The sequence below is a fragment of the Catenulispora sp. GAS73 genome (assembly GCF_041262085.1).
Classification (GTDB): Bacteria; Actinomycetota; Actinomycetes; order Streptomycetales; family Catenulisporaceae; genus Catenulispora.
This window is the reverse complement of the sequence record NZ_JBGCCM010000008.1, coordinates 331251-346246: the sequence shown is the minus strand read 5'-3', so window position 1 is coordinate 346246 and position 14996 is coordinate 331251. Positions and strand designations below refer to the sequence as shown.

At 70.4% G+C, this 14996-nt stretch carries 11 protein-coding genes and 1 pseudogene; 5 read left to right on the top strand and 7 right to left on the bottom strand.

Annotation, left to right across the window (positions count from 1 at the left end; genetic code table 11):
• Positions 1–380: 380 nt before the first annotated feature.
• Positions 381–842: a hypothetical protein gene (locus tag ABH935_RS15065; RefSeq protein ID WP_370378487.1), complete on the bottom strand. Its 462-nt coding sequence runs from the start codon at positions 840–842 to the stop codon at positions 381–383.
• A gap of 294 nt (positions 843–1136) precedes the next feature.
• On the bottom strand, positions 1137–4847 hold the full coding sequence (locus tag ABH935_RS15060) for a hypothetical protein (protein ID WP_370378486.1): 3711 nt from the start codon (positions 4845–4847) through the stop codon (positions 1137–1139).
• A 115-nt stretch (positions 4848–4962) separates the two neighbouring features.
• On the opposite strand from ABH935_RS15060, the gene ABH935_RS15055 reads away from it, so the two are divergent.
• Positions 4963–6111, top strand: coding sequence for a phosphotransferase family protein (locus ABH935_RS15055; protein WP_370378485.1), 1149 nt, complete (start codon positions 4963–4965; stop codon positions 6109–6111).
• On the opposite strand, the gene ABH935_RS15050 is transcribed toward ABH935_RS15055, so the two are convergent.
• Together ABH935_RS15050 and ABH935_RS15045 are read right to left on the bottom strand one after the other, a co-directional pair.
• On the bottom strand, positions 6099–6476 hold the full coding sequence (locus tag ABH935_RS15050; protein ID WP_370378484.1) for a DUF4389 domain-containing protein: 378 nt from the start codon (positions 6474–6476) through the stop codon (positions 6099–6101). The two genes, ABH935_RS15055 and ABH935_RS15050, sit on opposite strands and share 13 nt — an antisense overlap.
• A gap of 133 nt (positions 6477–6609) precedes the next feature.
• Positions 6610–7725 (bottom strand): hypothetical protein, encoded by a 1116-nt coding sequence (locus ABH935_RS15045; RefSeq protein WP_370378483.1) that lies wholly within the window; start codon positions 7723–7725, stop codon positions 6610–6612.
• A gap of 87 nt (positions 7726–7812) precedes the next feature.
• Between ABH935_RS15045 and ABH935_RS15040 the strand changes: the two genes are divergently transcribed.
• The 3 genes from ABH935_RS15040 (at position 7813) to ABH935_RS15030 (ending at position 10905) form a co-directional block, all read left to right on the top strand.
• Positions 7813–8724, top strand: a complete 912-nt coding sequence (locus tag ABH935_RS15040; RefSeq protein ID WP_370378482.1) for an LLM class flavin-dependent oxidoreductase — start codon at positions 7813–7815, stop codon at positions 8722–8724.
• Positions 8725–8747: 23 nt separating this feature from the next.
• Complete coding sequence (locus tag ABH935_RS15035; RefSeq protein WP_370378481.1) at positions 8748–9614, top strand: arylamine N-acetyltransferase; 867 nt, start codon at positions 8748–8750, stop codon at positions 9612–9614.
• A 91-nt stretch (positions 9615–9705) separates the two neighbouring features.
• The gene (locus tag ABH935_RS15030; RefSeq protein ID WP_370378480.1) at positions 9706–10905 is read left to right on the top strand and encodes a DUF4132 domain-containing protein; all 1200 of its coding nucleotides are present in this window, start codon (positions 9706–9708) and stop codon (positions 10903–10905) included.
• A 132-nt stretch (positions 10906–11037) separates the two neighbouring features.
• On the opposite strand, the gene ABH935_RS15025 is transcribed toward ABH935_RS15030, so the two are convergent.
• From ABH935_RS15025 to ABH935_RS15015, 3 genes and pseudogenes are all read right to left on the bottom strand, one after another.
• Positions 11038–11532: a DinB family protein gene (locus tag ABH935_RS15025; RefSeq protein WP_370378479.1), complete on the bottom strand. Its 495-nt coding sequence runs from the start codon at positions 11530–11532 to the stop codon at positions 11038–11040.
• Positions 11533–11560: 28 nt separating this feature from the next.
• Positions 11561–12322, bottom strand: a complete 762-nt coding sequence (locus tag ABH935_RS15020) for an HAD-IIB family hydrolase (protein WP_370378478.1) — start codon at positions 12320–12322, stop codon at positions 11561–11563.
• A gap of 138 nt (positions 12323–12460) precedes the next feature.
• Positions 12461–13603 (bottom strand): annotated as a pseudogene (locus ABH935_RS15015) (NADP-dependent malic enzyme); the annotation flags it as partial.
• A 383-nt stretch (positions 13604–13986) separates the two neighbouring features.
• Between ABH935_RS15015 and ABH935_RS15010 the strand changes: the two are divergent.
• A complete protein-coding gene (locus ABH935_RS15010; protein WP_370378477.1) occupies positions 13987–14946 on the top strand; it encodes an ABC transporter substrate-binding protein in 960 nt (319 codons plus the stop codon).
• Positions 14947–14996 lie beyond the last annotated feature (50 nt).

Sequence of the window (14996 nt, the reverse complement as noted above, 5' to 3'; positions counted from 1 at the left end):
GCGGCCAAGTGTGAGCGAGATCACCGGAAGATCAACGATCATCGGCGCACGAAGATCATCCAACCGGATAAAAACGAAGGTGTCGTGATATAGGGGCCTAGCTCCGACCGCCGCCTGGGACCGACTTGCACCGTACGCCGGGCTCTGCTTGGGAAAGCCCTTGGCGGGCGCGCCCATGGGAGTAGGTTCAGGTGGTGGACGCCAGGGCGCTCTGAAGCGAGGAGATCCGCGATGCACCCGCGACGGCTTTCTGTTAGCTCGGTGGCGGCATGCGCCGTTCTCCTTGGTTTCACAACGGTTTCCTGCTCCACGACAGCCAATCAGGTGAACGCCGGGCACTCCGCGGGGTCGGGGACGGGGACGGTTTCGGCGAGTTCTTCTCAGGGGACTGGTTCGGGGACGGCCTCGGGCTCCCCGAGCCCGTCGAGCCCGTCGGCGACCGGGGTGGGCTCGGCTACCGGGGTTCCCGGTGGGGGCACGTCCACCTCTTCTCCGTCGGCCGGTCCCGGAAGCAGCACCGGTGGGCGCCCGACGTCTCCGCCGTCCTCACCGACGCCGCATCCCTCGCCCCCCAGTTCGGCACCGAGCACGGTGCACGGGACACTGACCGTGACGCCGGCGCAGAACGGGATGACGTTCCACGTGGCGGTGGGGACGGAGATCATGGCCGCACAGTTCCCGTGGCCCGCGGCGCCCATCTCGACCAACCCCTCGATCCTGGCACCGGGAGTCTCGCCGATGTACATCGTGTGCCGGCCGCCGGGGACGACGTGCTCGGCGCCGCCGCGGACGTTCTCGGCGAAGGGCCGGGGGACGGCGGAGATCACGGCGTACCGGGACATGTGCGGGGAGGCTCGGCGGTGTGTGCCGCCGGCGGACTGGACGCAGTTCGAGGTGACGGTCGTCGTGGATTGAGGCGCGGCGGGCTTGCCGGGCTGTGAGCTTGCCCGGCTGCTGGCTTGGCGGGCTGCGGGCGTGCGGCATGTGCAGGTGTGCGCTTGCCACTTGCGCGGGCGCATGCCGCGGTCGTGCCGCCATCTCCTCGTAACACCGCACGCCGGTCCGGGGAAGCTCGGACCGGGGCGCGTACGGCGTTTGTCAGGCTCCTGGTTGTTGTGCCGGAGCGTGCTCCGGTGTCAGCTGCTGCTGCGCCAGGGCTGGGAGGGCGCCGGGGGCGGGCCGTAGCCGGGGGGTGTGCTGAAGTGGGTGCTGTCGGCGTCGGATTCGGCGGGCTGCCATGCGCGCTCCTCGAACGCGCCGGGCCGGGGCGCGGCGGCTGCGAAGGAGTCCGGGCCCTCCACGACGTCGACGACCTCCTCGTCCACCACCGCGGCGGGGCCGTCGTAGACGACCGTCGGCTGGTCCGCCACCGGTTGGAACACCAGCGGCGGCTCCTCCACGACCGCGACCGGTTCCTCGACCACCACGCCCTCGAACTCGACGGGCCCGCCGGCGGTCTCCACGACGATGTCCGACTCAGCCCGCACGATCCCCTCGCCGAGGACGGCGCCGTCGGGTCCGCGCAGGATGAAGCTCTCGCCCTCGGCGAAGCCCATGGAGCGCGCCATCGCCTGCAGCTCGGCGTCCTGCTCGGCAGCGGTCCGCGCGGCCAGGACGTCGGAGGCCTCGACATGCGCGGCGGCGGCCAGAGCCTCGGCCTCACGCTGCGCGGCCGCGAACGCCTCGATACCGCCATGGTCCTCGGACACGCGCGGCAACGGCACCCCGACACCGGCGGGAGGCAGCGGCTCACCGGCGACAGCGGCTGCGCGGCGATCGGCTCGGGCGCGGCGCTCCTCGGCGGAGAGGGTTTCCACGTGCTGGACGGCGTCCGCGGGGTCGGGCTGGAGCTCCGGCTCGGCGGGAGCCAAGGCATCGGCCTGAGGGCCGCGAGCGTCGTACGGCTCGGCGGGCATGGCTACGGGAACAGCCGCGCCGTTGGCGCCCAGGGGCGCCGGATATGAGCCCGGTCCTGCCATATCGGCCTGCTGTTCGCCAGTGACACCGGGGCCGCCAAAGGCCGCGTGGAAGCCGGCTGCGGGCTGCACGCCAGGCAAGCCCTGCTTGGCCGGGGGCGCCGCATACGGGCCGGCGGACGCCATATCAGCCTGCTGCTCGCCAGCCGTAGCCTGTTCGGCCACACCATCGGTGCCGCCATAAGCCGCATGCGAACCAACCACACCTTGCTCAGCGACCGCAGCCTCGGCAGCCTCGGCCGCGGCAGCCTCAGCCGCCGCGCTTTCCGCAGCCGCAGCAGCCTCCGCCTCATCCGCGCGGTTCGCCGCGGCCACCATCTCCGCCAGCAACGCGGCCTCCTCGGCCGCCGCCGCCTCGTTCGCTGCGGCGAGTGCCGCTTCCTCGTCCCCGGCTTCCGCGGCGGCCACGGCCTGCGCGGCGAGCGCCACCGCCTTGTCGTCCACGAATTCCGCGGCCGCGTCGGCGATTTCCGCCGCCAGCTCCGGGGCGCCTTCCTCGGCCACATCGTCGGCTTCGCGTTCAGCTTCAGCTTCGGCTTCAGGTTCGGCTTCGGCCTCCACCGCCTCGGCGGCCGGCTCGCCGTCAGCAACCACCGCGGCCTCGACCTCAGCCTCAGCCTCAATCTCAGCCTCAGCCTCAGCGACGACCTCAACCTCAGCCGCCGCGCCGACGATCACCTCCGCCGCCAGCTCCCGCCGCACGCCCTCCGCCGCCGCCTCCAGCACCGCGCGCGCCAACGCCCGCAGCGCGTTCTCGTCCGCCGCGTGCAGGGCGGCCAGGACTTGGGCTTCGGCCGCGGCGACCGCCGTGTCGAGGACGCCGCCGGCGTTCAGGACCTCGGCGAGTTCCGAGTCGATCGACTCCGACACGATCGCCTGCGCCATCGCCTGAGCCGTGGCCGCTTCCGTGAGGGCGGAGGCCGAGGCGAGTGCGTCGGCCGCGGCGGCGTCCGCGAGGACCGCCTCGACCGTGGCCATCGTGTCCGGCTCGGATTCCGTCTCCGGGGTGGCGGCCGCGGCTGCCGCCTCGGCGAAGGCCTCCTCGACCGCCGCTTCCACCGCCGCCTCGGCCGCGGCCTGGCCGACGGCGCCCGCCGCCTGGGCCATCAGCTCGGCTTCGGCGTGCACCACGCCGCCGACGATGCCCGCGATCGCGTCGGCCTCGTGGCGGCGGGCACGTTCGGCTTCCTCGACGCCGGCCTGCGCGACCGCGTCGCGCTTGTCGGCCGGGACGCGGTCGCCGAGGGCGCCGAACAGGGCCTTGTCCGCGGCCAGCGCCATGGTGGCGACGTCCCAGTTCTCCGGGACGGTGGACAGCAGCGGGTTGTCGCTGAGGTCCAGCTCCTTCAGCGTCAGCTTCTGCCAGTTGCTGGTCGGGAGGTCCGACAGCCGGTTGCCGCGCAGGACCAGCGTCTCCAGCTTCGGCAGGTCGCACACCGAGCGCGGCATCCAGGTCAGCTGGTTCTCGGCGACGTCCAGTTTGCGCAGCGACTCCAGGCCGCCGAGCGCCCGCGGCAGCGAGGACAGCTCGTTGTCCGCCAGGTCCAGGTTCACCAGATTCCGCAGCATGCCCAGGGTCCGGGGCACCCACGCCAGCTGGTTCGAGGCCAGGTTCAGCGTCGTCAGCGCGCCGAGGCCGGACAGCTGGAAGGGCAGCTCCCGCAGGTTGTTGCCGACCAGGTCCAGCGTCTCCAGGCGGTGCAGCCCGCCGAGTCCGGCCGGCAGCGTCTCCAGGTCGCAGTACGCCAGCGACAGCCACGTCAGCCGCTTCAGCGCGCCGACCGAGGCCGGCAGCGACGTCAGCGGGTTCTGCGCCAGGTTCAGGGTGTCCAGGTTCGCCAGGCCGTCGAAGCTGTCCGGCAGGTCGCGCAGGCTGTTGCGGGAGACGTCCAGCGACGTCAGCACCCGCAGCGCGCCCAGCGACGGCGGCAGCTCGGTGAGCCGGTTGTACGTCAGGCTCAGCTTGTCCAGCGACGCCAGCCGCCCGATCGCCTCCGGGACGTGGGTCAGCCAGTTGTCGGCCAGGTTCAGGTCGGTCAGCCGGCTCAGGTCCGCCACCGAGGCCGGCAGCTCCTCCAGGTGGTTGCCGCTGAGCGCGAGGGTCTGCAGCTCGCTGAGGTTGCCGATGGACGCCGGCAGCGTCTGCAGCTGGTTCTTCTGCAGGTACAGCTTGGTCAGCGAGGCCATGTCCCCGATCGACGTCGGCAGCTTGCGCAGCCGGTTGCCGGTCAGGCTCAGCTCCTGCAGCCGGATCAGGGCCCCGATGCTCGGCGGCAGCTCGGTCAGCACGTTGTCGTCGGCGGACAGCGTCACCAGGGTCTGGGTGTCGCCGATCCAGTCCGGCAACTCGGTGAGCCGGTTGCCGTCCACGACCAGCGAGCGCAGGCTCGGCGCGCCCAGCGAGTTCGGCAGCCCGGGCAGCTGGTTCTTCTGCAGGTACAGGTCGGTGAGGTTGGCCAGCCGCCCGACCGCGTCCGGCAGGGCCGCGAACGCGTTCTCGTCGAGCCAGAGGCTGACCAGCCGCTCCAGCTGGGCGAAGTCGTCAGGGAGCGTGGACAGGCCGTTGCCGGTCAGGCTCAACTCGACCAGGCCGGTCAGCAGGGACGTCTGCGGCGGCAACTCTCCGCACTCGTTGTTGTCCAGCCACAGCCGACGCAGCCCCGACAGCTCGCCCAGGGTCTCGGGCAGCGCCCGGAGCCGGTTGCCCGACAGGTTCAGGAAGGTGACCGGCGCGAGCTCGGGCAGACGGCCGAACTCCGCGGGCAGCCCGGTCAGACCCAGATTGGACAGGTCCAGGCCGACCTCACCGTTGTCCTCGGTGGTGAGACGGTCACTGATGAGCCTTCTGATGTGGTCGATGTCCGGATTCACAGTCCGTCCCCCTGCGTCGTTCTGAAGTGGCAACCGCAATGCGTTCGGCGATCACAGACTGCCATCCCCGACAGGCGTATGTCGCATTGACGCTACCTTGCTTATAGTCCGCGCCGTGAGCGAACCGAAGAGGAACGCCGAAGCCGCACCGGACGCCACCCGCCCCCGGACCAGCACTCGCGACCCCGAAGCGCTGCGGGCCGCCCTCGAACCCTGGCTGGCCCGCCGGACCGGCGGCACCGATGTCCGGATAACCGATGTCCGAACACCCCAAACCAACGGGATGTCCTCGGAGACGTTGTTGTTCGACGCCCGATGGAGCCTCCCCGACAGCGAAGCGCAGTTCTGCCAATGCGTGGCGCGACTGGCACCCGCGTCCGACGCTATGCCCATCTTCCCGGAATACCGGATGCGGGATCAGTTCACTGTCATGGCGTTGGTCGGCGAACGCACGGCCGTCCCCGTCCCGCGAACTCTTTGGTATGAATCCGACCCGGAAATCCTCGGTGCGGAGTTCTTCGTCATGGAGCGCGTCGAGGGGCTGGTACCACCGGACATCCTGCCCTACACGTTCGGCGACAACTGGCTCTCGCAGGCCACCGACGACCAACGCCGACATCTCCAGGACGCCACAGTCGCCACCCTCGCGCGCATCCACGCCATCCCCGCGACGGCTGAGGAAGTCACCTTTCTGGGCGACCTCGGCGCCGACGGCGACGCGGCGCTGCGCGCGCACGTCGACGGCTGGCGCTCCTATTACAGGTGGGCCCACGGCGAGCATCCGATCCCCATCCTGGAGAAGACGTTCGCCTGGCTGGACGCGCACTGGCCGACGGACGTCGACGCCCCGGTCCTGAGTTGGGGCGACGCCCGCATCGGCAACATCATGTACCGGGACTTCACTCCGGCCGCGGTCCTGGACTGGGAGATGGCCGGGATAGCGCCGCGCGAGGTGGACCTCGGCTGGCTGGTCTTCCTGCACCGCTTCTTCCAGGACCTCGCGGAGTTCTTCGAGCTGCCGGGCCTGCCGGGCTTCCTGACGTTCGGCGACGTCGCCGCCGAGTACACCGCGCTGACCGGATACCGGGTCCGCGATCAGGAGTTCTACGAGGTCTACGCGGCACTCCGGCACGGGATCGTGATGGGGCGCGTGAACCAGCGCCGCATCCGGTTCGGGGAACAGGAGGCGCCCGACGAACCGGATGGGCTGGTGAACCATGCGGCCACCCTTGAGCGCATGATCGGGGAGGGTTATTCGTCCTGAAGCGAGAACGGCGGGTAGGCGTCGGTCAGGAGATAGCCGTAGCTCGACACGCGCGTCTGCCAGCGGATGAGGCCGGAGGTGAAGTCGAACAGGCCCCGCGGGTACCGGCCGGTGAACAGGATCGCGAACCACGCGATGATCGTCACGAAGTAGGCGCAGATGCCCAGCACCAACAGCACGATGAAGTGCGGGATGAGAAGCAGGCCCTTGACGAAGATGAGCAGACGGCTCAGCTTCTGCGGGTATTCGAACTGCACCTTCACCGGGTAGCCGGCAGCCTGCGGGGGCTGGCCGTAGGGGTTCGGCCCGGGGCCGTAGCCCGGGCCGCCCTGACCGTAACCGGGTCCGTACTGATCTGAAGACATGTGATCCCCTCCGTAAGTCGACTGAGTAGCGTAGGGAACCTACTGTGTGATCATGGCTCGCGGATAGGGAATCCATTAGGTGGAAGACCTCGATCATCAGCAGTCTTCACCGCGATCATCTCCCCGTAAACCGTCAACCCCGTACTTCGTCGGCCACCTTCTGCGGCTTCCCGGGCTGCCGGTCGACCGGGGTGATCACATCGATCTGGGCCTCCGAGCTGCGCCGGGGGCCCGACCAGCGGGCCGGGACCGCGTCGATCCGGTAGGCCAGGGCGTACGCGACCGCTTCGTAATTCACCCGCCAGCCCTGGAAATGCGGCCAGGCCTCATCGGGCGTGCGTTCGAACTCGTATCCCTGAGCCCGCATCCGTTGCACGCCGTAAAGGAACTCTTCCTTCGTGAGCACGATGGGATCGTCCGGAGAGGGGTCCGGGTTATAGGGAACGCGTTCCGTACGTGCGATCTCCCGCAGAGTCACATATCCGCTCCGCAACGCCATGCGGATCTCCCCGACGTTCTGCGACGGATTGAACGACACGTGGAGCGCGGCGGCGTCCAGAACGGCCAATAGCGCGATGAGCCAGTTGCGCTGCGCGCGGGGAGAACGGAAATAGATGAGAACCGGATAGCTCGTGTGGCTCTCCGAGACGTCGGCCGTCCACCGCTCCCACCCCCGGTAGAGGTCGGGGAGCTGGTCGTTCAGATTGACCATCGCGTAGCGCGCCAGGATCTCCGGGCCCCAGGCCGGTCCCCCGGCGCGCGCCTCCAGCATCGTCACCTCGGTCTCGCGCCGGGCGTAGGCGGCGTAGAGCGCCGGCAGGTATCCGACCAGCAGGCCGATGGAGACCGGTCCGGTGACCGCGGCGCAGAAGTCGATGGCGTTCAGCCGGGACTTGTCGGCCGAGGCGAAGCCCAGGGTGAACAGCGAGGAGCCGGCCTCGCGGATCGAGGCGCGCAGGTCCAGGGCGCCCAGCGAGAAGTTGAGCATGGAGTAGCCGGCCAGGAAGGACCCGAGCCAGCCCACCAGCTTGGCGACCACCGACAGCGGCCCGGCGTAGGCCAGGATCCGGTCCTTGGTCTCGTACCGCTCGAAGCGGTTGGCGAGAAGCTGGAACGACACGTACACGGCGCGCCCCAGCATGTTCGACATCCCGGGGCGGAAGACGCGCGGGACCACCAGGGTCCGCACCTCCGACATGAACGTGCCCAGCACGATCAGACCCCCGGCCACGCCCCAGATCGTCCGCACAGCGCCAGCTCCGTTGATCGTCGATACTGCGTTTGAACCGCGGCCTGCCCCGCTCCTTCCTGGGGTGATCGTAATAGGCTCGGAGACATGTTGCGTCTCGGCGTCTGCGTCCTGCCCGACCGTCCCTTCCGTGAGGCCGCCGCACGCTGGCGCCGGGCCGAGGAACTCGGCTTCGAACACGCCTGGACCTACGACCACATCACCTTCAGCAGCATCCCCGACGGCCCCTGGTACGACGCGGTCACGACGCTGGCCTCGGCGGCCGCGGTGACCGAACGGATCAAGCTCGGGACCCTGGTCGCGTCCCCGAACTACCGCCATCCGGTCCCGTTCGCCCAGGAGATCATGTCGCTGGACGACGCCTCCCGGGGCCGCTTCATCCTCGGCTACGGAGCGGGTTCCTTCGGTCCGGACGCCAAGGTACTCGGCTACGGCCCGGACGGCGCGGGCTGGTCGGCCAAGGAGCGCGGCGAGCGCTACCGGGAGTCGGTGGAGATCCTGGACCTGCTGCTGCGCGGGGGCGCCGAGGGCCGGACGCGCAGCACCTACCGCGGCACCTACTACGAGGCGGTCGACGCCCGGATGGAGCCGGGCTGCGTGCAGCAGCCGCGGGTGCCGTTCGGTCTGGCCGCGACCGGGCCGCTGGGCCTGCGCACCGTGGTGAAGCACGCGCAGATGTGGATCGCCGACGACACCCTCGCCGGCCGCGACGGGGAGGGCCCGACCGCGGCCGACACCTGGGCCGCGCTGGAGAAGGTGAGCAGGAAGCTCGACGACGTCTGCGAGAAGGAGGGCCGGGACCCGGCCTCGCTGCCGCGGCTGCTGCTGACCGGGCTCTCGCCGTTGCGGACCATGGAGTCCAAGGCCCGGTTCGACGAGGTGGCCGGGCGAGTGGAAGAGCTCGGCTTCACCGACTTCGTGGTCCACTATCCGCGGGAATCAGGGGCTTACGCCACCCCCGCGCACGTCCTTGACGAGATCGCGCCCGCCAACGCCTGAGGACTGCTTTACCCTATGTCACCATGGCGAACATAGACGTCCAGGGGTATCTTCGCCGCCTGGGCACGGAGCATCCCGGAAAGCCCACGATCGAGGGGCTTTTCGCGCTGCACCGCGCGCACGTGGAACGTGTCGCGTACACCTCCTTGCAGCTCCATCTCGGCCAGCGCACGACACCGGACCCGTACGACTCCGCGGCCCGCATCGTGGCCGGCGAGTCCGGGTACTGCTACCACCTCAACGGCGCGTTCGGCGCGCTGCTCGAAACGCTGGGCTATGACGTGACCACCCACCGCGGCCGGGTCTGGCGCGCGGCGCCGGAGGGCAAGGGGCTCGGGCCGATCACCGACGAACCGAACCACATAGTGCTTCTCGTGGAGGCCGAGAACACGCTCTACTACTGTGACGCCGGACTCGGCGACGGATTGCACGAGCCGCTGCTGTGCGTGCCGGGAGAGACGACGCAGGGCCCGTACACGTACAAGCTGGAGCGGACCCGCTTCGAGAACGGCGCGTCCGGCTGGAGCTTCACCCACGACCCGAAGGCGGACTCGTTCACCGGCATGGTGTTCGAGGAGCGGATCGCGTCCCTGCCGGACTTCCTGGCCCGGCACGAGTGGATGGAGACGGACCCGGAGTCCGGGTTCGTGAAGAACCTCGACGTGTACCGGCGCGACGCCACCGGCGTGGACCACCTGCGCGGATGCGTGCTGACCCGCTCGGACGGGACCACTGTGACCAAGCGCGAGATCACCGACTCCGAGGAGTGGTTCGACGCCCTGGCCGACGTGTTCGGGCTGCGGCTGCCGGGGGTCGGAGACGTCGCGCAGGAGCGGCTGTGGAAGCGGGTGTGGGAGCACCACGTGGCGTGGGCGGCGCAGCAGGGCTGAGGGATCGGGGAGCGAGGCGATGGGGTGGTTCCGGAGGCGGCGCGCGGCTGCGGCGGCGCGCGGGCCGGAGGGCGGCGACAGCATGCGCCGCGTGGCCGAACCAGATCCCGGGTCCGGCGCTCGGCAGGCGCCGGAAGCGGGGCGCTCTGACTTCGGAGAGGAGCCGGCCGCGGCGGCCGGGGCCCCGGTCCCGGCCCCGGACCGCATCCCGTGGCGCGGCCTCGACGGCGGCGTGTACCCGCGGCTGCTCGGTCCGCTCGCGGACGACCCTGGCGTCGGCGCGCTTCTGGACCACTGCGAGCTGGGCTCGCGGGGGCGGCCCGGCATCGCGCAAAGCCTGGTCGGGCAAGCGCCGCGGGCCGGGGAGGCGCTGGGCCGGCTGGTCGGCCGGGAGCAGCCCGCCGGGCTGCGGTCCGCGGAGTTCGTCGCCGGGGTGATCAGGGTCCTGCCTTTGCTGCCCGCCGAGGAGGCGGTGCCGCTGCTGGTGCGGCTCGCGGCGCAGGAGTCCGGGCTCACGGCCGAGTCGATGCCGTCGGCGCGCGCCGCGATCCGAGCGCTCGCCTCGGTGCCCGGGGAACTGGTGCCGCCGGCTTTGCACCGGCTGGCTTCGGAGTCTCCGTTGGCGGCGTTGCGGAAGGCGGCCTACGCGGAGCTGAAGCGCCGCCTGCGCACGCTCTCCGACGCGCCGGAGTGGACCGTCGACACCTTCGGCCTGGACGGCGACAGCCGGCTGCGGATGGCGGTCGGGCCGGATCACGTCGCGGTGGTGCGGGTCGAGCTCGGCGGGCGGGTGAAAGTCGGCTATCACGAGAGCCGCGGCCGCGCCTCGGCCGGCGGACGCGCCCTGGCCGGGAAGCCGACCGCCTCGACCGTCGACCAGGACACGCTGCGGGACGTCACGGAGCTGGCCGCCAAGCTGCGGGCCGCGGTCCGCGCGGCTCGGACGCGCCTGGAATCCGCCCAGAAGGAGCGTCGCGAGATCCCCACGGCGGACTGGATCGAGCACTACATCACGCATCCGGTGACCGGCACGCTCGCCAAGACCCTGTTGTGGGAGACGCGGGACGGCGACGCCGACGACGGGGCCGGGTGGCGCATGGGCCTGCCCCGCCAGGTCGAAGGCCGCTGGGGACTGGTCACCGAGAACACCGAGCGCATCCTGCTCGGGGACGGCGACGTGCTGCGGGTCGCCGCCCCGATGCGGCTGCCGGCGGCGCGGGCCCGGGCCTGGGAACGGCTGCTGGCCAAGGCGAAGGTCGAGCCGGCGCTGAAGCAGATCCAGCGCGGCTGAGGCTGGGGCTGCGGCCGAGACTGAGGCAGACGCTGGGGCTAAAGCCGAGGCAGACCCGGCGCGGCTGAGGCTGGGGCTAGAGCCGGAGCTGGAGCAGAGGCAGGCCCGCCACCGCCGCCGGGCCGCCCCGCCTCAGCGCCCGGTGGTCCCGTCGATCTGCTCCCGCAGGATGTCCGCGTGGCCGGCGTGCCGGACGGTCTCGCTGGTCATGTGGGCGATGACCCAGCGCACCGACTGGCTCGTGTCCCCCGGCGGGAACGCGGTCGGCGTGCCGAGGTCGTCGACGGCGCGGACCACGGCGTCGCTGGCCGCGATCGCCGCCTGGTAGTCCGCGAGCACGCGCTCCGCGCTGTGGCCCGCGGGCACCTCCATGTCGACGTCGCCGGGGTCCTCCTCCTCGCGGCCGGCCACGTAGTAGCCGAACCAGAGCCGCTCGGCGAGGGTGAGGTGGTGGACCAGGCCCAGGAGCGTCGTGCCGGAGTCCACCAGGACTCGGCGCAGCTGTTCCTCGGTCAGTCCGTCGGTCTTCTTCACCACGCATTCCCTGGCGAACGCCAGGAAGGCCAACGCGGTGTCGCGTTCGCCGGCGTCGTTGCGGGGTACCGGGCGGCGCTGGGTCTCGGCCATGGCACGCACTTTAGCGACGGGTCGCCGACTAGCTCTCCAGCCACCGCTCCACGAAATCGGCGGTGTCCTGCCAGTTCTTCACCGACACCGAGCGGATGCCCATCGCTTCGACCGGGTGGTCGTTGCCCTGCGGGTCCAGGCGGTCGCCGACGAAGACGATGACCTCCATGCCGACGTGCAGCTCGGCCATCAGCTTGCGCATCCCGTAGGCCTTGTCGATGCCCTGGGCGGTGACGTCGATCGAGGTGCTGCCGCCGCTGCGGACCTCCAGGCCGGGCAGGCGCTCGGCGGCCCAGGCGCGCAGGCGCTCCTTCTTCGAGCCGTCCGGGTCCCAGTCGGTCTTGGCGGCCACCGGGGCCTGCTGCCCGAGGGCGGAGAAGGTGATCTGGCTGCCGCGGTCCTCGATGATGTCGCCCCAGGTCTTGTCCTCCCACAGGCCCAGGGTCTTCGCGCCCTCGGTCAGCACGTCGACGACCTCGCGCTTGGTGGCGTCGGGCAGGTCCTCGGCGTAGATCTCGCGCCAGGTGCCGTCGCGGTAGAGGTAGTAGCGGGTCCCGTTGGTAGGCATCAGGTTCAGCTTGGCGAGCTGTGGCGGGGTGGCGTCCAGATGGTCCAGGACCTGCGTCTGGAACTGGGGGAAGGCGCCGCCGGAGATGACGCAGACCTGGACCTCGTCCAGCAGCCGGACCAGCAGGCCGGCCATGCGCGCGGTGATCGCGGACTTGGACTCGGCGAGGGTCCCGTCCAGGTCGAAGGCCATGACACGGGCATCAGGATCGTGAGACGTCATGCCTCCACTTCACCCCATAAAGTCCGAATGTGCCAAGGGCGATCTCAGAAGAACGGGAGCGAAGAAGACACCGGCCCCCGGCAGCTCCTGAGCAGCTGCCGGAAACCGGTGTCCCGTGAGCATTAATACTCCCCCGGACTACAGTCGCGCGACCCCGTCGCGCCGGGCGGCGTCGGCCACGGCCGCGGTGACCGCCGGGGCGACCCGCTCGTCGAAGGGGCTGGGGATCACCTTGTCGGCCGACAGCTCGCCCGCGACCACGGCGGCCAGGGCCTCGGCGGCGGCCAGCTTCATGCCCTCGGTGATCCGGGAGGCGCGGACCGACAGCGCCCCGGCGAAGACGCCGGGGAAGGCCAGGACGTTGTTGATCTGGTTGGGGAAGTCGGAGCGGCCGGTGGCCACCACGGCGGCGTACTTGTGGGCGACGTCGGGGTGGATCTCCGGGTTGGGGTTGGCCATCGCCGCGATGATCGCGTTCGGGGCCATCGTGGCGACGTACTCCTCCGGGACGCGGCCGCTGGAGACGCCGATGAAGACGTCGGCGCCGCGCATCGCCTCGGCCAGGCCGCCGGACAGGCGCCCGCGGTTGGTGATCGCCGCCAGTTCGGTCTTCACCGGGGTCAGGTCGGCGCGGTCGGCCGAGACGATCCCGCGCGAGTCCACCACGGTCAGGTCGCCGATGCCGGCGTCCAGCAGGATCTTGGCGATCGCGACACCCGCCGCGCCGGCGCCGGAGATCACCGCGCGCAGGTCCGCCAGCGGCCGGTTCACGACCTTGGCGGCGTTGCGCAGCGCGGCCAGCAGCACGATCGCGGTGCCGTGCTGGTCGTCGTGGAAGACCGGGATGTCCAGCCGCTCCTGCAGCCGGCGCTCCACCTCGAAGCAGCGCGGGGCCGAGATGTCCTCCAGGTTGATGCCGCCGAAGGCCGGGGCCAGCCGGACCACGGTCTCGACCAGCTCGTCCACGTCGGTGCAGTCCAGACACACCGGGACCGCGTCCACGCCGCCGAACTGCTTGAACAGGACCGCCTTGCCCTCCATCACCGGGAGCGCGGCCAGCGGCCCGATGTCGCCGAGCCCGAGCACGGCGGTGCCGTCGGTGACCACCGCGACGGTGTTGGCCTTCCAGGTGTAGTCCATCGCGAGCTCCGGACGCTCGGCGATGGCGGTGCAGACCTCTGCGACACCCGGCGTGTAGGCCAGCGAGAGGTCCGCGCGGTCCCGCAGCGGGACCGTGGCGCGCACCTCCATCTTGCCGCCGCGGTGCAGGTCGAAGACCGGCGATTCGCCCACGACGGAGCCTCCGGCGGTGTCACTCTCGATGGACTGGGTCGGGATGAGCTGCCCTGACATGGCTTACCCCTTAGCTGCCGCGAGCGGCGTGTTGAGGGAACGGAAAAGGGGCGGACTGTGAACCTGTTGAGGGATGAGGGGGAGGTTCGCCGGGCCCGCTTCGCTGCCGTCGGATGGTGGTCCGTACCGCGTTCCACGAGCACCGTTCAGTCCGTTCGACGCTGTCGCATCGACGACGCGGGGTTCGCCCGTGATGCGATTTTTACATGGCTGCCTATGTTCAACGGCCAATTAGCGGTGCAAGGATTCCAGCACCGTACCCCATGAACGTTGCTTGAGCGGGTAATGGATCACCCACAGGAGGAGAACATATGCGAGCCGGGAGAACTTCCAGGGCCGTCATAGTCGGGGCCGCGGGGATCGCGCTGGTCCTCACCGCCGCAGGTTGCGGAAGCGGCAGCAAGCCGGGGAGCTCGTCCACGACCGGCGCGTCGACGAGCTCCGGGTCGTCTTCCACCGCCTCCTCCTCGGGTTCGGGCGCGGTCGACGCCGCGGCCGCGGCCCTGGTGCCGGCGACGATCAAGAGCAAGGGCGAGATCAGCATCGCGACCGACCCGAGCTACCCGCCGAACGAGTCCAAGGACCAGAACGGCAAGATCACCGGCTGGGACGTGGACATGGGCAACGCCATCGCGGCGAAGCTGGGCCTGAAGGCCAACTTCCAGGAAGTGACCTTCGACAACATCGTGACCGGCATCCAGACCGGCAAGTACGACGCCGGCATGTCCTCCATCACGGACAACAAGACGCGCGAGGGCGTCGACGACTTCGTCACCTACTTCAACGCCGGCACCAAGCTGATGGTCGTCAAGGGCAACCCGAAGAACCTCACGGACACCTCCCCCACCGACCTGTCGCTGTGCGGACTGACGATCGGCGTGGAGAAGGGGACGATCCAGGAGAGCCCGGACATCCCGAACCGCACCAAGGCCTGCCAGGCCGCCGGGAAGCCGGCCGTCAAGGCGCTGTCCCAGGACACCCAGGACCAGATCAACGAGTCGCTGCAGTCCGGCCGCTGCGACGCGGTGCTCGCCGACTCCCCGGTCGTCGACTACTACGCCAAGAGCGGCAACTTCCAGGCGGTCGGCGACATCTACTCCGGCGCCCCCTACGGTATCGCGATCTCCAAGAGCAACAGCGGGCTGTCGCAGGCGTTCCTGGCCGCTTTGAAGGACCTGGTGGCCGACGGCACCTACCACAAGCTCACCAGCCAGTACGGGATCCAGGCCGGCGACTACACGACCCCGGGCTTGAACCAGGCGACGAGCTGAGCCGCGCGTGACTGAGAAAAATCCGGCGGCGGGCACGGACGACGTGTTCG

Excerpts from the sequence above, each read along its gene's own strand:
- ABH935_RS15020 (WP_370378478.1), bottom strand. The coding sequence starts at position 12,322 with ATGACGTCTCACGATCCTGATGCCCGTGTCATGGCCTTCGACCTGGAC.
- ABH935_RS15035 (WP_370378481.1), top strand. The coding sequence starts at position 8,748 with ATGGCGAACATAGACGTCCAGGGGTATCTTCGCCGCCTGGGCACGGAG.
- ABH935_RS15025 (WP_370378479.1), bottom strand. The coding sequence starts at position 11,532 with ATGGCCGAGACCCAGCGCCGCCCGGTACCCCGCAACGACGCCGGCGAA.
- ABH935_RS15040 (WP_370378482.1), top strand. The coding sequence starts at position 7,813 with ATGTTGCGTCTCGGCGTCTGCGTCCTGCCCGACCGTCCCTTCCGTGAG.
- ABH935_RS15010 (WP_370378477.1), top strand. The coding sequence starts at position 13,987 with ATGCGAGCCGGGAGAACTTCCAGGGCCGTCATAGTCGGGGCCGCGGGG.
- ABH935_RS15050 (WP_370378484.1), bottom strand. The coding sequence starts at position 6,476 with ATGTCTTCAGATCAGTACGGACCCGGTTACGGTCAGGGCGGCCCGGGC.
- ABH935_RS15065 (WP_370378487.1), bottom strand. The coding sequence starts at position 842 with ATGTCCCGGTACGCCGTGATCTCCGCCGTCCCCCGGCCCTTCGCCGAG.